Annotated in this window: 24 protein-coding genes; 17 read left to right on the top strand and 7 right to left on the bottom strand. The window is 67.8% G+C overall.

Annotated elements, in window-relative coordinates:
* Both B2X67_RS20145 and B2X67_RS20140 read right to left on the bottom strand, forming a co-directional pair.
* A partial coding sequence (locus B2X67_RS20145) for an NAD(P)/FAD-dependent oxidoreductase (RefSeq protein WP_286786587.1) occupies nt 1–1,011 on the bottom strand: 1,011 nt, incomplete at its 3' end.
* On the bottom strand, nt 1,004–1,285 hold the full coding sequence (locus tag B2X67_RS20140) for a (2Fe-2S)-binding protein (protein WP_286786586.1): 282 nt from the start codon (nt 1,283–1,285) through the stop codon (nt 1,004–1,006). The genes B2X67_RS20140 and B2X67_RS20145, both read right to left, overlap by 8 nt.
* A 164-nt stretch (nt 1,286–1,449) precedes the next feature.
* On the opposite strand from B2X67_RS20140, the gene B2X67_RS20135 reads away from it, so the two are divergent.
* The 5 genes from B2X67_RS20135 to B2X67_RS20115 all read left to right on the top strand — a co-directional run bounded on the left by B2X67_RS20135 (nt 1,450) and on the right by B2X67_RS20115 (nt 5,672).
* On the top strand, nt 1,450–2,271 hold the full coding sequence (locus B2X67_RS20135) for a transporter substrate-binding domain-containing protein (RefSeq protein WP_090223705.1): 822 nt from the start codon (nt 1,450–1,452) through the stop codon (nt 2,269–2,271).
* A 73-nt stretch (nt 2,272–2,344) separates the two neighbouring features.
* Nucleotides 2,345–3,013 (top strand): amino acid ABC transporter permease, encoded by a 669-nt coding sequence (locus B2X67_RS20130; protein WP_282339231.1) that lies wholly within the window; start codon nt 2,345–2,347, stop codon nt 3,011–3,013.
* Nucleotides 3,013–3,699, top strand: coding sequence for an amino acid ABC transporter permease (locus tag B2X67_RS20125; RefSeq protein ID WP_282339230.1), 687 nt, complete (start codon nt 3,013–3,015; stop codon nt 3,697–3,699). The genes B2X67_RS20130 and B2X67_RS20125 overlap by 1 nt, the downstream gene beginning before the upstream one ends.
* On the top strand, nt 3,671–4,408 hold the full coding sequence (locus tag B2X67_RS20120; RefSeq protein WP_090223711.1) for an amino acid ABC transporter ATP-binding protein: 738 nt from the start codon (nt 3,671–3,673) through the stop codon (nt 4,406–4,408). The genes B2X67_RS20125 and B2X67_RS20120 overlap by 29 nt, the downstream gene beginning before the upstream one ends.
* A 22-nt stretch (nt 4,409–4,430) precedes the next feature.
* Entirely contained in the window at nt 4,431–5,672 is a 1,242-nt protein-coding gene (locus B2X67_RS20115) for an ArgE/DapE family deacylase (protein WP_286786585.1), read from the top strand.
* Between the two features lie 68 nt (nt 5,673–5,740).
* Here B2X67_RS20115 and B2X67_RS20110 read toward each other — a convergent pair whose 3' ends face one another.
* Nucleotides 5,741–6,391 carry a GntR family transcriptional regulator gene (locus B2X67_RS20110; RefSeq protein ID WP_286786584.1) on the bottom strand — a complete coding sequence of 217 codons (651 nt, stop codon included), beginning with the start codon at nt 6,389–6,391 and terminating at the stop codon, nt 5,741–5,743.
* 232 nt (nt 6,392–6,623) lie between these two features.
* Between B2X67_RS20110 and B2X67_RS20105 the strand changes: the two genes are divergently transcribed.
* Nucleotides 6,624–7,811 (top strand): GGDEF domain-containing protein, encoded by a 1,188-nt coding sequence (locus tag B2X67_RS20105; protein ID WP_286786583.1) that lies wholly within the window; start codon nt 6,624–6,626, stop codon nt 7,809–7,811.
* Nucleotides 7,812–7,833: 22 nt separating this feature from the next.
* Here B2X67_RS20105 and B2X67_RS20100 read toward each other — a convergent pair whose 3' ends face one another.
* Complete coding sequence (locus B2X67_RS20100) at nt 7,834–9,747, bottom strand: sigma 54-interacting transcriptional regulator (RefSeq protein ID WP_286786582.1); 1,914 nt, start codon at nt 9,745–9,747, stop codon at nt 7,834–7,836.
* A 223-nt stretch (nt 9,748–9,970) separates the two neighbouring features.
* Between B2X67_RS20100 and B2X67_RS20095 the strand changes: the two genes are divergently transcribed.
* From B2X67_RS20095 to mapR, 10 genes are all read left to right on the top strand, one after another.
* Nucleotides 9,971–10,453 carry an MSMEG_0572/Sll0783 family nitrogen starvation response protein gene (locus tag B2X67_RS20095; protein ID WP_090223720.1) on the top strand — a complete coding sequence of 161 codons (483 nt, stop codon included), beginning with the start codon at nt 9,971–9,973 and terminating at the stop codon, nt 10,451–10,453.
* A gap of 219 nt (nt 10,454–10,672) precedes the next feature.
* The gene (locus B2X67_RS20090) at nt 10,673–11,650 is read left to right on the top strand and encodes a Nit6803 family nitrilase (RefSeq protein WP_286786581.1); all 978 of its coding nucleotides are present in this window, start codon (nt 10,673–10,675) and stop codon (nt 11,648–11,650) included.
* Nucleotides 11,637–12,728, top strand: coding sequence for an MSMEG_0568 family radical SAM protein (locus B2X67_RS20085; protein WP_286786580.1), 1,092 nt, complete (start codon nt 11,637–11,639; stop codon nt 12,726–12,728). The genes B2X67_RS20090 and B2X67_RS20085 overlap by 14 nt, the downstream gene beginning before the upstream one ends.
* 11 nt (nt 12,729–12,739) lie before the next feature.
* Nucleotides 12,740–13,294 carry an MSMEG_0567/Sll0786 family nitrogen starvation N-acetyltransferase gene (locus B2X67_RS20080; protein ID WP_286786579.1) on the top strand — a complete coding sequence of 185 codons (555 nt, stop codon included), beginning with the start codon at nt 12,740–12,742 and terminating at the stop codon, nt 13,292–13,294.
* Nucleotides 13,287–14,315: a sll0787 family AIR synthase-like protein gene (locus B2X67_RS20075; RefSeq protein ID WP_286786578.1), complete on the top strand. Its 1,029-nt coding sequence runs from the start codon at nt 13,287–13,289 to the stop codon at nt 14,313–14,315. Before B2X67_RS20080 ends, B2X67_RS20075 begins: the two co-directional genes overlap by 8 nt.
* 1 nt (nt 14,316) lies before the next feature.
* Nucleotides 14,317–14,640 carry an MSMEG_0570 family nitrogen starvation response protein gene (locus B2X67_RS20070; RefSeq protein ID WP_282339221.1) on the top strand — a complete coding sequence of 108 codons (324 nt, stop codon included), beginning with the start codon at nt 14,317–14,319 and terminating at the stop codon, nt 14,638–14,640.
* A gap of 303 nt (nt 14,641–14,943) precedes the next feature.
* The gene (locus B2X67_RS20065) at nt 14,944–16,212 is read left to right on the top strand and encodes an MSMEG_0569 family flavin-dependent oxidoreductase (RefSeq protein WP_286786577.1); all 1,269 of its coding nucleotides are present in this window, start codon (nt 14,944–14,946) and stop codon (nt 16,210–16,212) included.
* A gap of 24 nt (nt 16,213–16,236) precedes the next feature.
* Nucleotides 16,237–16,707 carry a nuclear transport factor 2 family protein gene (locus tag B2X67_RS20060; RefSeq protein ID WP_282339219.1) on the top strand — a complete coding sequence of 157 codons (471 nt, stop codon included), beginning with the start codon at nt 16,237–16,239 and terminating at the stop codon, nt 16,705–16,707.
* 213 nt (nt 16,708–16,920) lie between these two features.
* Nucleotides 16,921–18,333, top strand: a complete 1,413-nt coding sequence (gene ccoG, locus B2X67_RS20055) for a cytochrome c oxidase accessory protein CcoG (protein WP_282339218.1) — start codon at nt 16,921–16,923, stop codon at nt 18,331–18,333.
* A gap of 102 nt (nt 18,334–18,435) precedes the next feature.
* Complete coding sequence (mapR, locus tag B2X67_RS20050) at nt 18,436–19,857, top strand: GntR family transcriptional regulator MpaR (RefSeq protein ID WP_090225150.1); 1,422 nt, start codon at nt 18,436–18,438, stop codon at nt 19,855–19,857.
* Nucleotides 19,858–20,015: 158 nt separating this feature from the next.
* On the opposite strand, the gene B2X67_RS20045 is transcribed toward mapR, so the two are convergent.
* The 3 genes from B2X67_RS20045 to B2X67_RS20035 all read right to left on the bottom strand — a co-directional run bounded on the left by B2X67_RS20045 (nt 20,016) and on the right by B2X67_RS20035 (nt 22,526).
* Nucleotides 20,016–20,618: a LysE family translocator gene (locus B2X67_RS20045; RefSeq protein ID WP_282339217.1), complete on the bottom strand. Its 603-nt coding sequence runs from the start codon at nt 20,616–20,618 to the stop codon at nt 20,016–20,018.
* A gap of 44 nt (nt 20,619–20,662) precedes the next feature.
* The gene (locus B2X67_RS20040; protein WP_282339216.1) at nt 20,663–21,499 is read right to left on the bottom strand and encodes an AraC family transcriptional regulator; all 837 of its coding nucleotides are present in this window, start codon (nt 21,497–21,499) and stop codon (nt 20,663–20,665) included.
* A 130-nt stretch (nt 21,500–21,629) separates the two neighbouring features.
* Nucleotides 21,630–22,526, bottom strand: coding sequence for a LysR family transcriptional regulator (locus B2X67_RS20035; RefSeq protein ID WP_282339215.1), 897 nt, complete (start codon nt 22,524–22,526; stop codon nt 21,630–21,632).
* Nucleotides 22,527–22,656: 130 nt separating this feature from the next.
* Here B2X67_RS20035 and B2X67_RS20030 point away from each other — a divergent pair, with 130 nt between their 5' ends.
* Nucleotides 22,657–23,400 carry an SDR family oxidoreductase gene (locus B2X67_RS20030; protein ID WP_286786576.1) on the top strand — a complete coding sequence of 248 codons (744 nt, stop codon included), beginning with the start codon at nt 22,657–22,659 and terminating at the stop codon, nt 23,398–23,400.
* Nucleotides 23,401–23,454: the final 54 nt, after the last annotated feature.

Genomic DNA, 23,454 nt, shown 5'->3' with positions numbered 1-23,454 from the left:
GAGCGACCCGGCCGCCGCGCCCAGCTCGCCTGCACAGGCGAGACCCGCCAGCGTGCCGTGTTCCGCAGCGGCCGCGGCACCGGCTATGCCGGCGGCGTCGCCGACGACATAGAGACGCTCGCGGGAAGTCCGCCCGCAATCGTCGGTGATCGCGACCCAGCCGCCGGCCTTGCGCGAATAACGGTGCCGGGCATGCAGCAGGCGGGTGATCTCGGTGGACGGCGTGAGCCCGTGACCGACCGCCACGCAATCCACCAGCACCTGCTTGCGTTCGCCGGGCAAGGCACGCCCGGCGCGGTCGCAGGGCGCCAGCTCGGCGCGCAGGCGCTCGCCCTCGGGAGTGACCCGCACCAGCGTATGCCGCGCGTACAGGGAAGTTCGCGAACGGCGAATCGCCCAGGCCCAGGCCAGGCCCTGGCGCAGGATGTCCGGGCGCGCCAGCATCGCCGGCAGCGCGCGCAGCCAGTCGCCGAAACCGGCCACGTCGACGATGCCGCGCAGTTCGCCACCGGCCTTCAGCGTGCCGGCCGCGACCGCCGCCAGCAGTGGCCCGCAGCCGGCCACCAGGGTGGTCTTGCCGGGCAGGACTTTCTGCGACTTGAGCAGGATGGTGGCAGCGGCCAGCCCGATCACCCCCGGCGTGGTCCAGCCCTCGAACGGGACGACGCGTTCGGTGGTTCCAGAAGCGACAATCAACGCCCGCGACGTGCAGCTCAGCGAACCCTGCGGGCCGACCGCGTCGACCTGGAAGTCGGCGGTCACCGCCCACACCTGATGGCCGAGGAAGGCGCTCACCCGGCTCTGCGCCAAGGCCTCGCGCAAGGCGTCGCCGGCCTGGCGCTCGGCACTGTCATCGGTCATCCCGGCGAACGCCGGCGCGCGATAGACCTGCCCGCCCGCCGCGCGATTCTCGTCGAACAGGGCGACGCGCAGCCCCGCGGCGGACGCCGCCAGCGCGGCATTGACGCCGGCCGGACCGGCGCCGAGCACGATGAGGTCGTAGTCAGTCATGCAGGCCGACCTCGGCCACGCGGCTCACCGAAAGGCCTTCGCTGACTTTGGTCTGGCAGGCCAGCACGCGGCGGCCGTCGACCATCACCAGGCACTCTTGGCACGAGCCCATCAGGCAGAACATGCCGCGCGGCTGCTGCTCGCGCGGGCTTTCGCGCAGGCCGCGCACGCCTTCGGCGAAGAGTGCCGCGGCGACGCTCTGGCCGGCGCGGGCGGAGTAGCGGCGGCCCTCGAAGTGGAAATCGACGACGACCCCACGGTTTGCATCTTGCATGGCGTATCCCGGTATTGGCGGGCCCTGGAACCGGCCCCGCTTGACAAGTCTTACGCCATGCTATCGTATATGTTCCGTATACGCAAAATACGCGAACGATAGATTCCAGCGAACGAAGCGCCTCTTCCGCCCTGGCCCAGCCGATCCCTCCAAGGAGTTAGCACATGAAGCGACCCCAAGCCCTTAGCCATTTATTGACTGCAGGGCTCATCGCCTGCGCAGTGTTCGGCTCGATGAACGCCAGCGCCCGCTCGCTCGACGAGATCATGCAATCGAAGACGCTCATCGTCGGGGTCAACCCGAACCTGCCGCCGCTGGGCGTGTACGACGAGAAGAACGAGATCTCCGGCTTCGATGTCTCGGTCGCACGCAAGATCGCCGACTCGATGGGGGTGAAACTGGAGCTGGTGCCGATCGGCTCGAACGACCGTGTGCCCTTCATCCTCTCGGACAAGATCGACGCGGTGATGGGCGGCATGACGCGCAACGCCGACCGCCTCAAGGTGGTCGACTTCACCGACCCGGTGAACACCGAAGTGCTGGGCATCCTCACCACCGAGGAAAAACCCTACAAGAGCTGGGAAGAGCTCAACGATCCGGCGGTGCGCCTGGTGCAGGTGCGCGGCACCACGCCGGTCAAGCTGATCCAGGAGAAGATTCCCAAGGCCCAGCTGCTGATCCTCGACAACTACCCGGATGCCGTGCGCGCCATCGCCCAGGGCCGTGCCGACGCGCTGATCGACGTGCTCGACTTCATGCTCAGCTACACCAAGAACTACTCGACCAAATGGCGCGTGGTGGATGCACCGATCGAGGTCGACTACGACTGCATCGGCGTGCAGAAAGGCAACACCGAACTCACCGCGCGGCTGAACAGCGAGATCGCTACGCTGCACAAGTCCGGCTTCATCGCCGAAAGCTGGAAGAAGTGGTTCGGCAGCGCGATGCTGCATGATCCGACCGCCGCGCCCGCTGCCGCCCAGTAGCGCTTCCTGAAACAGACGACGACGCCCGCCATCCGCAGCGGGCGTCGTCTCATCCGTCGAGTAAACCCTTGCGATGACCCTGAATTTCCAACCCCTGCTCGAGCAGTGGCCCTATCTGCTCGGCGGCGCCTGGATCAGCCTGCAGATCGCCGTGCTGGCGTTCGCCTTCGGCATGCTCATCGGCCTGCTCTGCGCGGCCGTGCTGCGCTATGGCCCGCGGTTCGCCCGCAGGATCGTCAGCGCCTACGTGATCTTCGCCACCAACACCCCTCAACTGGTGCAGATCTACTTCCTGTTCTTCGCCCTGCCGGAGATCGGCGTGACGCTCTCGCCGTTCACCGCGGTGCTGATCGGCGCGACCTTCAACGCCGGCGCCTACCTCTGCGAGATACAGCGCGCCGGCTTCGACTCGGTTCGCCAGATGGAGATCGAGGCCGCCGAGGTGCTGGGCTTCTCGACACCGCAGATCATCCGCCACGTGATCCTCCCGCACGTGCTGAAGGTGATGTTCCCGCCCCTGTCCAACCAGTTCATCGTGATGACCCTGGGCACCTCGATGGCCTCGATCTTCGGGGTCGAAGAACTCACCGGGCGCACCTACAACCTGAGCTCGCAGACCTACCTGTCGGTGGAGGCATTCTCCATCGCCGCGGTGCTCTACATCGCCATCACGCTGATCGCCACGCTGGTCCTGGCGAGCGCCGGGCGCTACCTGTTCCGCGCCAAGATAAAGGCCTTCTGATGTCCGACTTCCACCTGGCCGAGCTGTTTTCCTATTACAACGTCGTGCTGCTGCTCAAGGGGCTGGCGGCGACCTTCCTGCTCTCGGTGATCGGCTGCTTCGCCGGTTTCGTCGCCGGCTTCGTCATCGCCATCCTGCGCATGACCCAGTCGCTGGCCCTCGCGCCGCTGCGCGCGGCGGCGTTCACCTACTGCTTCCTGTTCCGGCGGATTCCGTTCCTGGTCACGCTGATGCTGGTGTTCTTCGCCAGCCAGTCGTCGAAGCTGGAGCTGTCGACCTTCTCCGTGGCGCTGGTCAGCGTCTGCCTGATCGCCGCCGCCTACCTCGGCGAGATCATCCGCAGCGGCTTGGAGTCGGTGCACAAGAACCAGTGGGAAGCCGCGCAGACGCTCAACTTCAGCTACCTGGAAAGCCTGCGCCACGTGATCGTCCCGCAGGCCTGGCCGATCATCGTGCCGCCGACCTTCAGCTTCTTCGTGATGTTCATCAAGGACACCGCGCTGGCCTCGCAGATCGGCGTGATGGAGCTGACCTCGGCGAGCAAGGTGCTCACCAACAAGGGCTTTTCGGCCGCGCTGGTCTACGGGACGGTTCTGGTCCTGTATTTCCTGATCTCTTACCCGCTGTCGCGCTTAGGTAAGCGCCTGGAGAACTCTCTTGCCGCAACTCGAAATCGTCGACCTTAAGGCTTCCTACGGGTCGCAGAAGGTACTCGAACATATCAACCTGTCCGTCGAGAAAGGCGAGATCGTCAGCCTGATTGGGCCCTCCGGCTCGGGCAAGAGCACCCTGCTGCGGGTTCTCATGGGCCTGCTGCCGCCCGAACAGGGCACGGTGCGCCTCGACGGCAAGTCGGTGAACTACGCCAACAAGGCCGAGGTGCGCGAACTGCGCTCGTCCATCGCCATCGTCTTCCAGCAGTACAACCTGTTCCAGAACATGACCGTGCTGGAAAACGTGATGATCACCCCGACCCGCATCAAGGGCTGGCCGAAGGCGCAGGTGGAAGCCGACGCCATCCGCCTGCTGACCCGCGTCGGCCTGGCGCATCGCCTCAAGGCCTACCCGGACGAACTCTCCGGCGGCCAGCAGCAGCGCGTCGCCATCGCCCGCGCGCTGGCGCTGAAACCCGAGGTGCTGCTGCTCGACGAGGTCACCGCCGCGCTCGATCCGGAGCTGGTCACCGAGGTGCTCGACACCATTCGCGAACTCGCCTCCGAAGGCATCACGATGTTCATCGTCTCCCACGAAATGAGCTTCGTCCGCGAGGTCTCGTCCAAGGTGGTGTTCATGGCCGACGGCCTGGTCGTGGAAAGCGGCTCGCCGCAGCAGATATTCGACAACCCGCAGGAGCCGCGTGCGCGCGACTTCGTCGGCAAGATCCTTCGCCACTGATCCCTCTTTCAGGTAGCCCCGCGTGAATCAGAGTCCCCTCGTCACCCAATTGCGCCACAGCGTCGACCAGCACTTCCAGGCCGAGGTCGAGTTCCTCGCCGACCTGGTACGGCGCCCTTCCGACAACCCCGCCGGCGACTGCGCCGAGCATGCCGAACTCACCGCGCAAGCCCTCGAGGCGCTCGGCTTCAACGTCGAGCGGCATGCGGTTCCGCAGGCCGAGGTGCACGCCGCCGGCATGCTCAGCGTGACCAACCTGGTGATCCGCCAGCGCTTCGGCGACGGCCCGGTGATCGCCCTCAACGCCCACGGCGACGTGGTTCCGCCAGGCGATGGCTGGAGCTGCGACCCGTATGGCGCGCAGATCCGCGACGGCATGATGTACGGGCGCGGCGCCGCGGTATCGAAGTCGGACTTCGCCACTTACGCCTTCGCCCTGAAGGCGCTGATCGAATCCGGCGCCCCGCTGGCCGGCAGCGTCGAGCTGCACCTGACCTACGACGAGGAAGCCGGCGGCCTGGTCGGCCCGGCGTGGCTGCTGCAGCAGGGCATCGTCAAACCCGATTTCGCCATCTGCGCCGGCTTCACTCACTCGATCACCACTGCGCACAACGGCGCGGTGCACCTGGAAGTGACCGTGCGCGGCAAGTCCGCCCATGCCGCCCGCCCGGACACCGGCCACGATGCCCTGGAGGCGACGAACAAGGTGCTCACGGCGCTCTACGCCTACCGCGACACGCTGAGCCAGACCCGCTCGCAAACCCGCGGTATCGAGCACCCGACGCTGGTGGTCGGCCTGATCGAGGGCGGGATCAACACCAACGTGGTGCCCGACCGGGTCACCCTGCGCCTGGACCGCCGGGTGATTCCTGAGGAAACCCCGCAAGCCGTGCTCGCCGAGGTGAAGGCGCTGATCGCTGGCAGCGTGGCCGGGCTGCCGGGCATCAGCGTCGAGATGAAGGAAATCCTGGTGACCACGCCGCTTTACCAGATCGACGGTGCCGGGCGCCTCGCCGAAGCCCTGCAGCAGGCCTCCGAGCTGACTCTCGGCCACTCGATTCCCACCGAAGGCGTGCCGCTCTACACCGACGCGCGGCTGTACTGCGAGGCAGGCATTCCCACGGTGATCTACGGCGCCGGCCCGCGCACGCTGCTGGAAGCCAACGGCCACCGGGCGGACGAGCGGGTGTCGCTGGAAGACCTGCGCATCGCCACCCAGACGCTCGCCATCTCCCTCGCCGAGCTGCTCAAGCCGGCAGGCTGAGTAGCCCTGGCGGGCGATACGACGAGGGATGGATGACGGCGGGCCGAAGCCCGCCAGCGGAGCGGCGACTAGGCGCCTTCGCTGATGCGGTCGAGGACGAACAGCCGCAGGTTCTGCAGGTGGGTGCGCACGGCGGCGCGGGCGGCATCGGCGTCGCCGGAGAGGTAGGCCTCGAGGATCGCCAGGTGCTCGGCGCGGTCCTCCTCGATGCGGTTGAACGGGCTGACCAGCTCGAACAGCCGGCTATGGGTGCGCACCTGCTCGATCAGCCTGGCCAGCACCGGATTGCCCGACGCCTGCGCGTACATGGTGTGGACCTGGTCGTCGATCTGCCAGTGCGCCGGCTCCTGCTGGCCCTTGCCGAGGGACTTGAGCTTCTTGACCAGTTGCTCGATGACGCGTTTGTCGATCTTGCCGATGGACAGGCCGATGGCCTCGGTCTCCAGCAGCTCGCGGACCTTCATGGTCTGGAAATACTCCTGCGCGCTGACGAAGCGCACCGAATAGGACCGCGCCCCGGCGCGCACCAGCAGGCCTTCCCCTTCCAGCCGCAGCAGCGCTTCGCGCAGCGGCGTGCGCGAGATGTTCAACTCTTCGATGAGGCGGCCTTCGACTACCGGCCCGCCGCTGCGCAGGGCCTTTTCCAGGATCATCCGGCGCAACGTCTGATAGGCCAGTTCACCGAGTTTTTCCGGGGCGTTCGTGGGTACTGAGGTCACGGCATTTCCGCTCTGCGATTTGTCCCAAAGTATATGTTATGTATGCGCTCGGAGGAACGCCGGACGCGGCCCTGCAATACGTCTGAAATCCACCCGCCCTATGCTTCAGAGGGGTTGCAGGCGACAGTGCAGGCCGCACCCTAGCGCCGGTGCGGCATCTGGACGCTGAGCGCGGCCCGACCGTACAATCCTTCGCTGCACCTAACGGGCCGGAACAGGCGCCAATTCCCCCATGAACGGACTCGAACTCCCGAAGAGCGTACCCGGCAGCCGGCCGACGCAGGCGATTCCCGCCGAGTTGCGTTCTGCCTTCGACGACTACGTCCGCCAGCACTGCCGTTCGTTCCTCATCGCGATCAACCTGATCGCCGCCGCGGCCTATCTGTCCTACGCCGCCGTCGACGCCGTCATCATCCCGGACGTCGCCCTGCTCTCACTGCTGATGCGCGTGGTTCTCGTCGCCATCGGCCTGTGCAACATCTACCTGCTTTTCCGCTTCGGCCAGAGCATCCTGCTGATGGACCTGCTGCTGCCGCTGCACACGCTGATCTGCACCGCCGCCTGGTTCGAGCTGCTCAAGCACAGCCAGTCGCCGGACATCCCGACGTTCATCTACGCCTCGATCGCTTTCATCGTGCTGTGCAACATGGGCGCGCGGGTATCCTTCGGCGGCGCGCTGGCCTGTTCGCTGGCGATCAGTGCGGTGATCCTGGCCAGCGTCGTGCAGTTGAGCCCCGACGACTCCCGTGCGGCGCTGGTGTTCCTCCTGGTCTATCTGCCGGTGCTCTGCCTGAGTCTGTTCATCAGCTGGACCAGTACGCGCAACGTGCGCCAGGCGTTTCTCGCCGATGTCGAGGTGCGTCGCCAGCAGGCGGAACTGTCCACCCTCAACCAGTGCCTGGAACAACTCGCCGCCACCGACGCCCTCACCTGCGTCGGCAACCGCCGCGCCTTCGACCAGCGCCTGGCGGAAAGCTGGACGATGCAGCAGGCGCACGGCCGGGGCTTCGCCCTGTTGCTGGTCGACATCGACTATTTCAAGGCTTTCAACGACCATTTCGGCCACCAGGCCGGCGATCAGTGCCTGCAGGAAGTCGCGCGCAGCATGGTCGAGACCCTGCGCCACGGGCAGGCGCAGACCTTCCGCTACGGCGGCGAGGAGTTCGCCATCCTGTTGCAGGTGAGCGACGCCGAGGAACTGCGCAGCATCGCCGAACGGCTGGTCGATCAGGTCGCCGAGCTGGACATCCCCCACCCACATCGCCCCGACGCCCAGGAGCGCCTGACCATCAGCGTCGGCGTGGCGCTGTCGCACGACGAGGGCGTGCAGAGCCCCGAGGATCTGGTAGCCCGCTGCGACCGCCTGCTCTACCTCGCCAAGCAGCTGGGCCGCAACCAGGTGTGCCCGGCCCAGGCCTGAGCCTTCGGCAGCGCGCCGGCCTTCAACCCAGATCCAGCCGTTTCAGTCGCGAGGCCAGCGTGGTCGGCTTGAGACCGAGCAGCTCGGCGGCGCCATTCTTGCCGAACAGCCGCCCGCCCGCCGCCTGCAGCGCCGCCTTCAGGTTATCGCGCTCGAGCTGGCGCAGCTGGGCGTCGGTGAGAATGCCGGCCGGTACCGCCGGGCTTTCCGGCTCGGTCGCCACCACCGCGCGCGCCGCCGCGCCGGTCGGCAGGTCGATGCGCAGGTCGAGGCCTTCGCTGGTGATCAGCGCCCGCTCGATGACGTTCTGCAATTCGCGGATGTTGCCCGGCCAGGCGTAGGCCTGGAGCCGTTCGATGTCGGACTTGCGCAGGCGCCGGCCGGGCATGTTCAGGCGCTGGCCGACCTGCTTGAGGAAGTGCGCGGCCAGTTGCGGAATGTCCATGGGCCGCTCGCGCAACGCCGGCGAATGAATCGGGAACACGTTGAGGCGGAAGTACAGGTCCTCGCGAAAGCGCTTGGCCTCGGCTTCGGCGCGCAGGTCACGGTTGGTGGCGGCGACGATGCGCACGTCCACGCGCCGCGTGCGCTCCTCGCCGACCCGCTCGAACTGCCCTTCCTGCAACACGCGCAGCAGCTTGCTCTGCAGCTCCAGCGGAATCTCGCCGATCTCGTCGAGGAACAGCGTGCCGCCATCGGCCAGCTCGAAACGCCCGACGCGGTCGCGCAGCGCGCCGGTGAAGGCACCGCGCACGTGGCCGAAGAACTCGCTCTCGAACAGCTCGGCCGGAATCGCCGCGCAGTTCACCCGGATCAGCGGGTTCTGCGCGCGGCGGCTGGCCTGGTGGATGGCCCGCGCGATCAGCTCCTTGCCGGTGCCGGACTCGCCGTGGATCAGCACGCTGGCGTCGGTAGGCGCGACCACGTCGATCTGCTTGACGATCTTCAGGATTGGCTCGCTCTGGCCGACGATCTCCCGGTAGTTGTGCTCGATGTGGATCTCTTCCTGGAGGTAGGCGTTCTGCTGTTCCAGGCGCTGCTTGAGCTCCTGCAACTCGGTCAGCGCGGTGTGCAGCTGCGCCTCGGTGCTGCGCCGCTCGGTGATGTCGCGGAACACCACCACCGACCCGACGATGCGTCCGTCGGCGATCACCGGGGTACTGGTGAATTCCACCGGGAACATGCTGCCGTCGCGGCGCCAGAAGACTTCCTGGCGGCCCTCGTGGATCAGCCCGTCGTGCACCGCCTTGTAGATCGGGCAGTCCTCCACCGGGTAGTGGCTGCCGTCGGCGTGGCTGTGGTGATGGATGCGGTGGATGTTCTTGCCGATCATCTCGCTGGGTTCCCAGCCGAGCATGCGCGCCGCCGCCGGGTTGACGAAGGTAGCCAGGCCCTCGCTGTCGATGCTGTAGATGCCGTCGCCCACCGCGCTGAGCAGCAACTGGTTGTCGCGCTCGGTTTCCTGGAACAGGTTGAGGATGTTGCGCCACTCGATCAGCCCGCCGCGCATGGTCCGCTCGGTCTGCGCCTGGTCGAGGAAATAGCGCTGCGCGCTGCGTTCGCGCAGCACCAGGATCAGGTACTGGGTGCCCTTGAGCCTGAGGCAGGTGGCGGACACCTCCACTTCGATGCGTTCGCCACTCTTGCAGGCGCAGCTCAGCTCGTCGCTCCAGCCCTTACCCTCCTCGATCACCGCCTGGGTGAAGACGATCAGGTCGGCGAGCTGATGGCCGAACAGCCTGGTCACGGTCAGTTCGAGCATTTCCTGGCGCGGATAGCCGAACAGCTTGCAGGCGGCGATGTTGAGGTCGACGAAGCGGTTGGCCACCGGATCGAACTGGACGATGGCTTCCGGACAATGCTCGAAGACCATGTGCCGCGAGGCGTAGGCCATGTCGGCCCAGCCGGAGAGGTAATCGGGTTCCGCTGCGTTCATCGCTACGAGTTCTCGTGCTCGATGCCTACGAATTCTCGTAGTTATACGAGATTGCGTACCGCGAGGACAGCATCAGAAAGGCCTCAGAAAACCGTATCAGATTGGCAAGTTATTGATAAATAAACATTAGTTTTTATTTCAAAAAAGCTGGCACGCGCTTCGCTCTGTTCCGTTGCAGCCGCAGTCATCACTGTCGAGCCCACCCATAACGGAGAAACGGACCATGCCAAGCGTAGACATTGCCCAGTATCAGGACGGCGACTTCCTGGTGAATTACGAAGAAAAGGTCTTCGAGGACGTCAAGGCCGAACCGGGCGAGAAGGCCCTGCTTACCTTTCACACCATCGCCTTCGAAGGCTCCATCGGCCTGGTCAACATGCTCCAGGCCAAGCGCCTGCTGCGCAAAGGCTTCGAGACCAAGGTGCTGCTCTACGGACCGGGCGTGCAGCTCGGCGTCCAGCGCGGTTTCCCGACCCTCGGCGCCGAAGCCTTCCCCGGCCACCTCGCGGTGAACAACCAGATCAAGGCGTTCATGGCCGAGGGCGGCGAGGTCTACGCCTGCCGCTTCGCCCTGCAGGCGCTCTACGGGCAGACCGAGAAGGCGCTGATCGAGGGCATCCGCCCGATCAACCCGCTGGACGTGATGGACCTGCGCCTGCTGATGCGCCGCGAGGGCGCGCTGATCATCGATACCTGGACGGCGTAATCACTATCTGCCCTCTCCCGTTCACGGGAGAGGGGCCGGGGGAGAGGGCCAGGGCCGCGCCGGAGCCACAGGCAAAGCCCCTCTCCCTAACCCTCTCCACCAGGCATGCCCCCCATGAATGGGAGAGGGGATGTTCAGACACACCTGCGCTCGCCCCTCCCCCAAGAATGGGAGAGCGGACTGTCCAGTGTTCGAGCCACTTCATTAGGAGTTCCGCCCATGCCCACCCTCCGCGCCGCCGCCGTGCAGCTTTCGCCGGTGCTCTACAGCCGCGAAGGCACCGTCGACAAGGTCTGCCGGCAGATCGAGGCCCTCGGCCGGGAAGGCGTGCAGTTCGCCGTGTTCCCGGAAACGGTGGTGCCCTACTACCCCTATTTTTCCTTCGTCCAGCCGCCTTTCGCGATGGGCAAGCAGCACCTGAAACTGCTCGACGAGTCGGTGCAGGTGCCTTCCGCCGCGACGCTCGCCATCGGCGAGGCCTGCCGCGCGGCCAACATGGTGGTGTCGATCGGCGTCAACGAGCGCGACGGCGGCACGATCTACAACGCACAGCTGCTGTTCGACGCCGACGGCACGCTGATCCAGCACCGCCGCAAGATCACCCCGACCTACCACGAGCGCATGGTCTGGGGACAGGGCGACGGCTCGGGCCTACGCGCGGTGGACAGCGCCGCCGGGCGCATCGGCTCGCTGGCCTGCTGGGAGCACTACAACCCGCTGGCTCGCTACGCGCTGATGGCCGACGGCGAACAGATCCACGCGGCGATGTTTCCCGGTTGCCTGGTCGGCGAGATCTTCGCCGAGCAGATCGAGGTGACCATCCGCCACCACGCGCTGGAATCCGGCTGCTTCGTGGTCAACGCCACCGCCTGGCTGGAACCGGAACAGCAGCAACGGATCATGGCCGATACCGGCTGCGAACTGGCGCCGATCTCCGGCGGCTGCTTCACCGCCATCGTCTCGCCGGAAGGCCGCCTGCTCGGCGAACCGCTGCGCAGCGGCGAGGGCGTGGTAATCGCAGACCTCGACCTGGCGCTGATCGACAAGCGCAAGCGGATGATGGATTCGGTCGGCCACTACAGCCGCCCGGAACTGCTCAGCCTGCTGATCGACCGCACCCCCACCGCGCACCTGCACGAACGCCCGGCGGCGCTGCCGGCCCGCGCGCTCGAGGAGTTCGACCATGCCAGCCTCTGACCTGATCGCCAGCGACCTCCTCAGCGAACTGCAATGCCACGGCGTGCGCTGGCTCGACGGCAACGCCGGGCTGTCGCGCAAGGGCGGCGCCGGGCCTTCCGACCACAAGGCACTGAGCCTCGGCAACCACACCGCGATGGTGCCGATGCTCAACCAGGCGTCGCTGGATTCACCCTACTCGGCGCGGCCCAGTGGCGAGCTGGCGCTGATCTTCCGCGACGGCCTGCAGGTCGGCGAAGTGAAGATCCCCGGCGTGCCGAACTTCTATTCGCGCAGCACCGCCGACGGCATCCCCTACTGGAAGATCGCCACCCTGCACAGCCGCGACGTGCTCGCCACCACGGTGCTGCAGCACTGCATCCGCATGAACGAGGTGGCCAGCGCCTGCCAGTTCTGCGCCATCGGCCAGTCGCTGGCGAACGGCAAGACCATCGCCCGCAAGCGCCCGGCGCAGCTCGCCGAGGTGGCGAAGGCGGCGGTCGAGCTGGACGGCGTCAAGCACATGGTGATGACCACTGGCACGCCGCAGACGCCCGATCGCGGCGCGGCGATCCTTTGCGAGTCGGCGGCCGCGGTCACCGCCGCGGTGGACCTGCCGATCCAGGCGCAGTGCGAGCCGCCGGACGACGACGCCTGGTTCGCCCGCCTCAAGGACAGCGGCGTGGTGTCCCTCGGCATGCACCTGGAGGCGGTCACCGACGCGGTGCGCACGCGGATCATGCCGGGCAAGGCCGAGGTGCCGCTGAGCCGCTATTTCTCGGCCTTCGAGGCGGCGCTCAAGGTGTTCGGCCACGGCCAGGTGAGCACCTACATCCTCGCCGGGCTGGGCGACTCCGAAGACGATATCGCCGCCATTTCCGAGCGCCTCGCCGCGCTCGGCGTGTACCCCTTCGTGGTGCCCTTCGTGCCCATCGACGGCACGCCGCTGGCGCAGCACCCGAAACCGGACAACGCCATGCTCCAGCGGCTCTACCCGCGGATCGGCGCCAGCCTGCGCCGCCACGGGCTGCACTCCGAGAAGATCAACGCCGGCTGCGCCAAATGCGGCGCCTGCTCGGCCCTGAAGAAACACGAGTGAGGAGCACGCCGATGAACGCCTTCGCCCTGGTCGACGACCAGTTCGCCCCGTTCCGCGCCGACGACCTGCTGGTCAAGCCGGCCAGCGAGGCCTGGGAACGCCGTGACTATTTCGCCCTGCGCCGCGCGGTGTTTTCCGAAGAGCAGCAACTGCTCGCCCAGGACCGCGACGCGCACGACTTCCAGGCCATCGCCATCGTCGCCCTGGCGAACAACTGCGCGGTGGCCGACCGGGTGATCGGCGCGGTGCGCATCTACCAGCCCGAGCCGGGCCTCTGGTACGGCGGCCGGCTGTGCGTCGAGCGCGCCTATCGCCGTCACGGGCTGATCGGCACGGCGCTGGTCAACGAGGCGGTATCGCGTGCCCTCGAACTGGGCTGCACGCGCTTCCTCGCCACCGTGCAACAGGCCAACGAGGCGTACTTCCACGGCCTGCACTGGCAGACGCTGGAACACCTGGAACTGCTCGGCCAGCCGCACGCGCTGATGCAGGCGGACCTCGGCCGCTACCCGTTCATGCCGCGCCAGGTGTCGCTGCTGCCGCTGAAGGCACGCCGCCATGACTAACGCCCTGCGCCTGCCGCTGAGCACGCCGCTCGAAGCGCTGCTCGACACCCTGCGCGACACCCCGGCGATGCGCGCCAAGCTGGCCATCCAGCGCCCGGCCCGGCAACTGGATGCCCCGCTCGCGGCGAGCCGCGACGCACTCTACGCCCTGCCCGGCGACGACACCGCGGCGATCCGCGTCGGCGACCGTTACCAGTTGCTGGCCATCGAGGGCATGCTGCCGGCCTTCGTCGAGGCCGCGCCCTGGTTCGCCGGCTGGTCGGCGGTGATGGCCAACGTCAGCGACATCACCGCCATGGGCGGGCGCGCCTGCGCGGTGGTCAACGCCTACTGGCATCACGATGCCGACGCCGCCGGCCAGGTGCTCGCCGGCATCCGCGCCGCCTGCGAGGCCTACGGGCTGATCCTCGCCGGCGGCCACACCAGCCAGGCGGGCGGCAACCCGGCGGCGCTGGCGGTGGCGATCACCGGCATCGCGAAGAAGCTGCTCTCGACGCTGCACGTCGCGCCCGGCCAGGTGCTGGCCATGGCGGTCGACCTCGACGGCCGCTGGCACGCCGACGCGCCCTACTGGAAAGCCTTCGAGAACGTCCCCGGCGAACGCCTGCGCGAGCAGCTGGAAGTCATCCCGCGGCTGGCCGAGGCCGGCCTGCTGCTGGCCGCCAAGGACATCAGCAACGCCGGCCTGCTGGGCACCCTGCTGATGCTGCTGGAACCTACCGGCTGCGGTGCCGAGCTGGACCTCGACGCCCTGCCGCGCCCGGCCGACGGCGACCTACCGCGCTGGCTGCAGGCGTTCCCCAGCTACGGCTACCTGCTCAGCCTCGACGACGCCGCCTTCCCGGAAGTGCAGGCCGCCTTCGCCTTCCACGGCCTGACCTGCGCGCGCATCGGCCGGATCGACGCCAGCGCGCGCCTGGTCGTGCGCCAGGACACCGAGCGCAGCGAATTCTGGAACCTCGCAGAGACGCCCTTCACCGGCCTGCGCTACCCCACCCACACCCCCGCCCAGGAGCACTGACATGCCCGCCGTCAACTTTCGCGTGCGCTGGCCCGATGGCCAGGAAAGCCCCGGTTACTCACCGTCCACGGTGATCTACGAACACCTGCACAGCGGCGTGCCCTACGCCCTGGAGGATTTCCTGCAACGCCTGGAAACCGCGCTGAACGCGGCGTCCGAGCGGGTCAGGGAGGTGAAGGGTTTCTACTGCAGCTCGGCGATGGACACCCTCGCCTCGCTCAAGTACCAGGCCGACCGTCATGGCGAAGGCGCCGTGCAGGTGCTGGAGATGAGCACCGACAGCGAAGGCCGCGTGCTCGGCGGCTGGGGCTCGTTCCCCACCTAACGTTGCCCGCCCCACGCTCGGGGCGAACAGGACCCTAGGGTGGATCGAGGCACCTAGCCGACGCTCTTTCATCCACCGCCGCGTCGATCGGTGGATCGATGAAGCGCGATCCACCCTACGTCCTTGCCCGAGCGTTCGAAGCGAACACAACCGCAGGATGGATCGGGGCGCGTAGCCGACGCCTTTTTCATCCACCGTTGCACCGCCCGGTGGATCGATGAAGCGCGATCCACCCTACAGAAGCCATTCCGGGCGAATGCCTCAGCGGCACTCCCATCGACCAACCCTTTTTCGGAGAACCCCATGAAAAGCGCCCCTCAACCCCAGCACCACAGCGTCATCATCGTCGGCGGCGGCCAGGCCGGTCTTTCCGCCAGCTACTACCTGCAGCAGCAGGGCATCGATCACCTGCTGCTGGAGAAGAAAAGCCTGACCCACGCCTGGCGCACGCAGCGCTGGGACGCCTTCTGCCTGGTCACGCCGAACTGGCAGTGCGCGCTGCCCGGCTACCCGTACCAGGGCGACGACCCGCACGGTTTCATGAAGCGCGAGGAAATCATCGCCTACCTCGACGGCTTCATCGCCTCGGTGAACGCACCGGTGCGCGAGGGCGTCGCGGTGCAGAAGGTCAGCCCGCGGCCGCAGGGCGGCTACAGCGTGCAGACCTCGGCCGGCGAGTTCAGCGCCGACGAGGTGATCATCGCCTCGGGTGGCTACCACACGCCGATCATTCCGCGCCTGGCCGAGCGCCTGCCGCCGAGCATCACCCAGATCCACTCCGAGCAGTATCGCAACCCGGCGCAATTGCCGGCCGGCAAGGTGCTGGTGGTCGGCTCCGGGCAGTCCGGCGCGCAGATCGCCGAGGACCTGCACCTGGCCGGCCGCGAGGTGTTCCTGGCGGTCGGCGACGCGCCGCGCTGCGCCCGCTTCCACCGTGGCCGCGACGTGGTCGACTGGCTGGCGGAGATGGGCTACTACGACATCGGCGTCGACCGCCATCCGTTGCGCGAGGGCGTGCGCGACAACACCAACCACTACGTCACCGGCCGCGACGGCGGGCGCGACATCGACCTGCGCCGCTTCGCCCTCGAAGGCATGCAGCTGTTCGGCGTGCTGCGCGAGCTGGACGGCGACACCCTGCGTTTCTCCACCAACCTCGCGGCCAAGCTGGACGCGGCGGACGCGGTGTACAACCGGATCAATGCCAGCATCGACCAGTACATCGCCGAGAACGCCATCGACGCGCCGCCCGGCGAGGTCTACCAGCCGCTCTGGCAACCGCCCGCGGAGCGCGAGACGCTGAACCTGACGGAAGCCGGCATCAGCTGCATCGTCTGGTGCATCGGCTTCGCCCCGGACTTCGCCTACGTCGACGTCGGCGTGTTCAACGGTCGCGGCCATCCGGTCCATACGCGCGGCGTCAGCGCCCAGCCGGGGCTGTATTTCCTCGGCCTGCCGTGGCTCTACACCTGGGGCTCGGGACGCTTCTCCGGGGTCGCCCGGGATGCCGAGTACCTGGTGGAGCGCATCGCCGAACGGATCGCGCCGCGTAGCCGCGTGGTCAATGCCTAGCCCCCGCCCGCCCTGGAGCCGACCATGTCCACACAACGCCCGCCGCTGCCGCCGTTCACCCGCGAGAGCGCCATCGAAAAGGTCCGCCTCGCCGAAGACGGCTGGAACAGCCGCGATCCCGAACGCGTCTCGCTGGCCTACAGCCTCGATACCCAGTGGCGCAACCGCGCCGAGTTCGTCCATGACCGCGCCGGGGCGAAAGCCTTCCTCGAGCGCAAATGGGCGAAGGAACTGGACTACCGGCTGATCAAGGAGCTGTGGGCCTTCGACGGCAACCGCATCGCCGTGCGCTACGCCTACGAATGGCACGACGATTCCGGCAACTGGTTCCGCTCCTATGGCAACGAGAACTGGGAGTTCGACGGCGACGGGCTGATGACGCGGCGTTTCGCCTGCATTAACGACCTGCCGATCCGAGAGGAACAGCGCCTGTATCGCTGGCCGCTGGGGCGCCGGCCGGACGAGCATCCCGGCCTGTCCGACCTGGGGCTCTGAGCGCGGGCGCGGCCACCCACTCCGGCAGCGCGTGTCGTTCGCGGCGATACTGCCGCTCTGGCCCTGCAGACCCTGCGGCCTTTCGCCACGGGGCCTGCAGCCAGGGCGCCGGATCATCTGATCTGGTTTTTTTAGATTTAGCTGAGTCTGTTACCGGCACAGTTCGCCGCCGATCATGGTCGGGCCTGATAAAAAGCCTGATGGGGCGACACCATGACCGACCGTATTCCCGCCCGGATCATCGACAGCATCGATCCGAGCCAGCCAATCCGCCTCACCCCCGCGCAAGCCGGCGGGCCGATCCACACCCGCAGTTTCACCGGACTGTTCCGCAACCTGCGCCGCTATGGCGCCGGGGCGCTGTTCCTGCTGTTCTTCGGCACCGCCTGGCTCGACTGGGGCGGCCGCCAGGCCGTGCTCTGGGACCTCTCGGGGCGCAAGTTCTACATCTTCGGCGCGACCTTCTGGCCACAGGACCTGGTGCTGCTCTCGGCGATCCTGATCATCGCCGCCTTCGGCCTGTTCGCCATCACCGTGTTCGCCGGCCGCGTGTGGTGCGGCTACACCTGTCCGCAAAGCGTCTGGACCTGGGTGTTCATGTGGGCGGAGAAGGTCACCGAGGGCGACCGCGGCCAGCGTCTCAAGCTGGACGCCGCGCCCTGGTCGGCGACCAAGCTGCTGCGGCGTGGCGCCAAACACGCGCTCTGGCTGGCCATCAGCCTGGCCACCGCGCTGGCGTTCGTCGGCTACTTCACGCCGATCCGCGACCTGGTGCGCGAGCTGTTCACCTTGCAACTGGACCTGACCACCGCCTTCTGGGTCGCCTGCTTCAGCGCCGCCACCTACCTCAACGCCGGCTGGCTGCGCGAGCAGGTGTGCCTGCACATGTGCCCCTACTCGCGCTTCCAGAGCGTGATGTTCGACGCCGACACCCTGGTGGTGACCTACGACGCCGCCCGTGGCGAGAATCGCGGCCCGCGGCGCAAGGACGTCGACCCGCGCAGCGCCGGGCTGGGCGACTGCATCGACTGCACCATCTGCGTCCAGGTCTGCCCCACCGGCATCGACATCCGCGACGGCCTGCAGCTCGACTGCCTGAGCTGTGGAGCCTGCATCGACGCCTGCGACTCGGTGATGGACAAGATGGGCTATGCCCGCGGCCTGGTGCGCTACAGCTCGGAACGCGCGATGGCGGGCGGCAAGACCCGCCTGCTGCGGCCGCGCCTGATCGGCTATGCGGCCCTGCTGGTGGCGATGATCGGCGCCTTCGTCTGGGCCCTGCAGGTTCGCCCGCTGGTGTCGCTGGACGTGACCAAGGACCGCGGCCTGTACCGCGAGAACAGCCTCGGCCAGATCGAGAACATCTACACCCTGAAGCTGATCAACAAGACCCAGCAGGCGCGCCACTACGTCATCGAACTGGCCGAGGAAGGCGACTTCCACTACAGCGGCCAGCGCGAGGTGCTCCTGCAACCGGGGGAGATCGCCGATCTGCCTGTCAGCGTGGCGCTGACCGCGGACACCGCGAACAGCTCGCAGCCACTGACCTTCGCCGTGCAGGACCTCGACGAACCGACGACCCGGATCAGCGCCGCCAGCACCTTCGTCGCGCCGATCAACCGCTGATCGGTGGCGACAGCCGCGAGGCCGCCGCTCCGACATCCCGAAGCACCGACAGGTTGAAGTACAGTGTCCAGCACCAGCCCAGCCGCGATGACCCTGTCCACGATGAAGCGCTACGAGAAGTTCGCCGACGAAATCGCCGAATCGATCCGCAACGGCGTGCTCGCCCCCGGCGAGCGCGTCCCCTCGGTACGTCACGCCAGCCGCACCTACGGGGTCAGCCCGTCCACGGTGTTCCAGGCCTACTACCTGCTGGAGGACCGCGGGCTGATTCAGGCGCGGGCGCGTTCCGGCTACTTCGTCCGCGAGCACGCCAAGCACCCGCTGCACGAGCCGGAATCGCCGGTGGAGCGTGGCCCGCGCCAGGCGCAGACCACCGAGGTGGACGTCAGCGAACTGGTGTTCTCGGTGCTCGGCTCGCTGAAGAATCCGGCCACCGTGCCCTTCGGCTCGGCCTTCCCCAGCCCCTACCTGTTTCCCCTCGCGCGGCTGGCCCGCTCGATGGCGCAGAGCGTGCGCGACATGCCGCCGCAAGCGGTGATCGCCGACATGACCGCCGGCAATCCCGACCTGCGCCGGCAGATCGCCCTGCGCTACATGGTCGCCGGCGTGCGTTTGCCGATGGACGAGCTGGTAATCACCAACGGCGCGATGGAGGCGCTCAACCTCTGCCTGCAGAGCGTGACCCGCCCCGGCGACCTGGTGGCCATCGAGGCGCCGGCGTTCTACGCCACCCTGCAGGTGCTCGAGCGGCTGAAGCTCAAGGCGGTGGAGATTCCCGTGCACCCGCGCGAGGGCATCGACCTGGAGAGCCTCGCCGACAGCCTGCAACGCCTGCCGATCAAGGCCTGCTGGTTCATGAGCAGCCTGCAGAACCCGCTCGGCGCGAGCATGAGCGAGGACAAGAAGCGTGCCCTCTACGAACTGCTCCACGGCCATCAGGTGCCGCTGATCGAGGACGACGTCTACGCCGAGCTGTACTACGGCACGCAGCCGCCGAAACCGGTGAAGAGCTTCGACCGCGACGGACTGGTGATGCACTGCGGTTCGTTCTCCAAGAGCCTGGCGCCGGGTTACCGGGTCGGCTGGGTGGCCGGTGGGCGCTACGCCGAGCAGATCAGCCGGCTCAAGCTGATGACCACCATCTCGCCCTCGGTGCCGGCCCAGGCGGCGATCGCCGATTACCTGCAGCACGGTGGCTACGACCGCCACCTGCGCAAGCTGCGCCATGCGCTGGAGATGCAGCAGGGCGCGATGCTCGCCTCCGCCGCCCGGCATTTCCCGGCCAGCACGCGGGTCACGCGGCCCACCGGCGGCTACTTCCTGTGGTTCGAATTTCCCGAGCGGGTCGACTCGCTGCAGCTGTTCCAGCTGGCGCTCGCCCAGGGCATCAGCCTGGCGCCGGGGCCGATCTTTTCCGCCACCCGCCGCTTCGGCAACTGCGCGCGGCTCAACCACGGCCACCCGTGGGACGCCGGCAGCGAGCGGGCGATGGAAACCCTCGGGCTGATTCTCGCGACCTTCTGAGTGGCGCCAAGGCTTCGGCTTCACCGAGGGGAAGGTGCGCATGGCGCACCCTACGGAAGCAGGCCCCGCGAGACCACTGACCGTAGGGTGCGCCGCGCGCACCGAGCCATAACGCCAAGGCCTCGGCTTCAGCGCGGGATAGGTGCGCATCGCGCACCCTACAGAAGCAGGCCCAGCCAGGCGGAAACCAGCAGCAACAGCCCCATCGCCTGGTTGAAGCGGCGCAGCGCGGTGGGTGAGCGCAGCAGCCGCGCGCTGCCGACGCCCAGGCAGGCCCAGGCGGCCAGGCAGGGCAGCGAGACGACGAAAAAGATCGCCGCCAGTTGCAGCGTGCGCAGGCCCTGGTCCGGGCCGTGGCCGGCGAACACGCCGAGCACAGCCAGGGCCATCATCCAGGTCTTCGGGTTGACCAGTTGCAGGCTCGCCGCGGCGAGCAGGCCGAAGCGCCCCGGCATGGCGCCCGGCGCGCCCAGGTCAGGCGGCGGGCTGCGGAAGATCTTCCAGGCTAGGTAGCTGAGCCAGGCGATGCCCGCCGCATTCATCGCCAGCTGCACCTGCGGCAGGCGCGCCAGCAGGTCGCCGAACCCGCTGCCCACCAGCAGCACGATGGCCGCCGCGGCGGCGCAGGCGCCGAACACCGCCGGCAGGCTGGCGAGCAGGCCGTGGCGCGCGCCGTTGTTCAACACCAGCAGGTTGGTCGGGCCGGGCGTGATCGAGGCGACCAGGGCGAACAGCACGAAGGGCAGGAAGGACGCGGACATGGGCAGCTCCTGAAGAAGGGCAGCCAAGCATGTCGCGGGCGGATTCAGCGGTCTGGACGATTTGTGCAGCGCGTGCGGTAGTCCGCCGGCGTCAGCCCGTAGGCGCGGCGGAACCAGCGCCCGAGGTGGCTCTGGTCAGCGAAGCCCAGCGTCGCGGCGACCAGCGCCGGGCTCTCGCCACGCGCCAGCAGGCGGCGCGCGCGGGTCAGGCGCAGCTGGATCAGGTAGGCGTGCGGCGGCAGGCCATAGGCGGCCTTGAAGGCGCGGGTCAGGCGATAGCGATCGACCCCGGCGATCTGCGCCAGCTGGTCCATGCCCAGGTCCTGCTCCAGGTGCGCGTGCAGATAATCGCGCGCCCGCTGCGCCGCGCGCGGCAGGCGTGGGTCGCAGGCCGGCATCCGCGTGCGCCAGGTGAGATGGCGGGTCAGGCGCTCCAGCAGCAGGTCCAGCGCCGCCTGGCGGGCGATGCGGATGTCCCGCCCGTGGAGCATGGCGAAGGCGCTGGCGGTGGCGCCGGCCAGCTGCGGGTCCTCGGCGAGAACCTGGGCGAAACTCAGCTGGGCATGTTCCGGCGCCTGCTCGAACAGCCCGCACAACTCGCGTTCCAGCCAGTGCGGGTCGAGGTAGAGCATGCGGTAGGTGAACCCTTCCGCGGTCGGCGCATGGCCGTCATGGATGTCGCCGGGTTCGAGCAGGAACACCTGTCCCGGCGTGCTCGAACGCCGCGCGCCACGGCAATGGAACTGCTGCACGCCCTGCTCGGTGAAACCGACCAGATAGCTGTCGTGCCAGTGCGGATCGTAGGCATGGCCTTCGAAATGCGCCCGGATGGTCTCGATGCCGGTGTCACCGTCCTGCAGCAGTTCCACCCAGTTGTTCATACCTGCCTCCCGCGTCGCCGCTCATTATCGGCAGCGACGCGGTGCCAGGCTATCGCCGCGCGAACCGATGGTCTGGAAGATTTGTGCAGCCTGATCGGCGCCGCAACGGCACCCGCCGGTGGATCGCACCTCAGCCCGGCACCTGCTCGCGGAACACGCCCGTCAGCCAGTCGACGAACACCCGCACACGCGGCGACATGTGGCGGTTCTGCGGGTAGAGCAGCGAAACCGGCATCGGTGGCGGGGGGAACTGCGGCAGCACCTCGCACATCAGGCCCTGTTCGAGCTGCGCGGCGAAGCGGTAGCGCGGCGCCTGCACCAGGCCCAGGCCGGCGAGCGCCGACGCAGCGTAGATCTGCACGCCGAACACGGTCAACGCGCCCTGGATCTCGACCTCGCGCACCTCTCCGCCGACGCTGAACTCGAAGGGGAAGAAGCGTCCGCTGCACTTCGACACGTAGTTCACCGCGCGATGTTCGGCGAGGTCCTCCAGGCGCTGGGGCGTGCCGTACCGACTCAGGTAGGCCGGGCTGGCGGCGGTGATCTGCGCAAGAGTGGCCACCCGCCGGCCGATCAGTGAGGAGTCGCCCAGGGTGCCGGAACGCAGCACGCAGTCGACGCCCTCCTCGATCAGGTCGACGAAGCGGTCGGCCTCGCTCAGCGACAGCTCGATCTCCGGGTAGCGGGCGAGAAACTCGGGCAGCGCCGGCACCACGAAATGCCGCGCCAGGGTGCCGCTCAGATCGACGCGCAAGCGCCCTTTGGGCGCCACGCTACGAAAGGCGTGCTCGGCCTCCTCCAGCTGTGCGAGCAGGTGCACGCAGCGTTCGTGATAGGCCTCGCCATCCAGCGTCGGCCGGACCCGCCGCGTGCTGCGCTCCAGCAGCCGGGTACCAAGGCGCGCTTCCAGCTGGTTGATCACGTGGGTCAGCGTGGCGCGGGGCATCTGCAGGTCTTCGGCGGCCAGCGTGAAGCTGTTGCGCTCGAAGACCCTCACGAAGACCTTCATGGCCCTGACCTGATCCATGGAGCGGTCCCTCGATTGTTGGCGATTTCTGAATGGTAACGCCAATTCCCGCATATTTATCCGCGGCAGTGAGCATGTGAACCTGTGGTCGTACACAAAACAGCACCCTCTATTCCCCAGGAGATTGCCCATGAACCGCCAGCCCCCATCACCCGTAGCCATCGTCACCGGTGCCTCCCGCGGCATCGGCGCCGAGATCGCCCGGCGCATTGCCGCCGACGGCTTCGCGGTTGCCGTGAACTACGCCAGCAGCGCCAGCGAGGCGGACCTCGTGGTGGCGCAGATCGTCGCCGATGGCGGCCGCGCCGTCGCGATCAAGGCCGACGTCGCCAGCGCCGAGGACGTGCGCCGGCTGTTCGAGGAAACCGAGGCAAGCCTCGGTCGCGTCGACGTGCTGGTGAACAACGCCGGCGTTCTCAAGACCGCGCCGCTGGCCGAACACGACGATGCGTTGTTCGAGCGGACCTTCGCGATCAACACGCGCGGCACCTTCAACACCCTGCGCGAGGCCGCGGCGCGGATGAATGACGGCGGCCGCATCGTCAACTTCTCGAGCACCGCGCTGGCCCTGAAACTGCCGGGCTACGCCATCTACAACGCCAGCAAGGCCGCGGTGGAAGCCTTAACCGCGGTGTTCGCCAAAGAACTGCGCGGGCGCAACATCCGCGTCAACGCGGTCGCTCCGGGGCCGGTCGCCACCGAGCTGTTCCTCGACGGCAAGAGCGAGGAACAGGTCCGGCAGTTCGCCCGGATGCCGCCGCTGGAACGCCTCGGCGAGCCGGACGACATCGCCGCCGTGGTGGCCTTCCTCGCCGGCCCGCAGTCGGGCTGGATCAACGGGCAGGTCCTGCGCGCCAACGGCGGCCTGGCCTGAGTCGCGGCGCCGGGTGAGCGCCGCAGACACCTCCCCGGGGCGGGCTCGCCCTCC

The organism is Pseudomonas sp. UBA3153 (assembly GCF_002364635.1).
In the GTDB taxonomy this organism is placed as follows: Bacteria; Pseudomonadota; Gammaproteobacteria; order Pseudomonadales; family Pseudomonadaceae; genus Pseudomonas_O; species Pseudomonas_O kuykendallii.
This window is presented reverse-complemented; position numbering and strand designations above follow the sequence as displayed.

Excerpts from the sequence above, each read along its gene's own strand:
- B2X67_RS20095 (WP_090223720.1), top strand. The coding sequence starts at position 9,971 with ATGCCAAGCGTAGACATTGCCCAGTATCAGGACGGCGACTTCCTGGTG.
- B2X67_RS20080 (WP_286786579.1), top strand. The coding sequence starts at position 12,740 with ATGAACGCCTTCGCCCTGGTCGACGACCAGTTCGCCCCGTTCCGCGCC.
- B2X67_RS20065 (WP_286786577.1), top strand. The coding sequence starts at position 14,944 with ATGAAAAGCGCCCCTCAACCCCAGCACCACAGCGTCATCATCGTCGGC.
- B2X67_RS20035 (WP_282339215.1), bottom strand. The coding sequence starts at position 22,526 with ATGGATCAGGTCAGGGCCATGAAGGTCTTCGTGAGGGTCTTCGAGCGC.
- B2X67_RS20090 (WP_286786581.1), top strand. The coding sequence starts at position 10,673 with ATGCCCACCCTCCGCGCCGCCGCCGTGCAGCTTTCGCCGGTGCTCTAC.
- B2X67_RS20125 (WP_282339230.1), top strand. The coding sequence starts at position 3,013 with ATGTCCGACTTCCACCTGGCCGAGCTGTTTTCCTATTACAACGTCGTG.
- B2X67_RS20105 (WP_286786583.1), top strand. The coding sequence starts at position 6,624 with ATGAACGGACTCGAACTCCCGAAGAGCGTACCCGGCAGCCGGCCGACG.
- B2X67_RS20060 (WP_282339219.1), top strand. The coding sequence starts at position 16,237 with ATGTCCACACAACGCCCGCCGCTGCCGCCGTTCACCCGCGAGAGCGCC.
- B2X67_RS20045 (WP_282339217.1), bottom strand. The coding sequence starts at position 20,618 with ATGTCCGCGTCCTTCCTGCCCTTCGTGCTGTTCGCCCTGGTCGCCTCG.
- B2X67_RS20070 (WP_282339221.1), top strand. The coding sequence starts at position 14,317 with ATGCCCGCCGTCAACTTTCGCGTGCGCTGGCCCGATGGCCAGGAAAGC.
- B2X67_RS20100 (WP_286786582.1), bottom strand. The coding sequence starts at position 9,747 with ATGAACGCAGCGGAACCCGATTACCTCTCCGGCTGGGCCGACATGGCC.
- B2X67_RS20030 (WP_286786576.1), top strand. The coding sequence starts at position 22,657 with ATGAACCGCCAGCCCCCATCACCCGTAGCCATCGTCACCGGTGCCTCC.
- mapR (WP_090225150.1), top strand. The coding sequence starts at position 18,436 with ATGAAGCGCTACGAGAAGTTCGCCGACGAAATCGCCGAATCGATCCGC.
- B2X67_RS20085 (WP_286786580.1), top strand. The coding sequence starts at position 11,637 with ATGCCAGCCTCTGACCTGATCGCCAGCGACCTCCTCAGCGAACTGCAA.
- ccoG (WP_282339218.1), top strand. The coding sequence starts at position 16,921 with ATGACCGACCGTATTCCCGCCCGGATCATCGACAGCATCGATCCGAGC.
- B2X67_RS20040 (WP_282339216.1), bottom strand. The coding sequence starts at position 21,499 with ATGAACAACTGGGTGGAACTGCTGCAGGACGGTGACACCGGCATCGAG.
- B2X67_RS20075 (WP_286786578.1), top strand. The coding sequence starts at position 13,287 with ATGACTAACGCCCTGCGCCTGCCGCTGAGCACGCCGCTCGAAGCGCTG.
- B2X67_RS20130 (WP_282339231.1), top strand. The coding sequence starts at position 2,345 with ATGACCCTGAATTTCCAACCCCTGCTCGAGCAGTGGCCCTATCTGCTC.
- B2X67_RS20135 (WP_090223705.1), top strand. The coding sequence starts at position 1,450 with ATGAAGCGACCCCAAGCCCTTAGCCATTTATTGACTGCAGGGCTCATC.
- B2X67_RS20140 (WP_286786586.1), bottom strand. The coding sequence starts at position 1,285 with ATGCAAGATGCAAACCGTGGGGTCGTCGTCGATTTCCACTTCGAGGGC.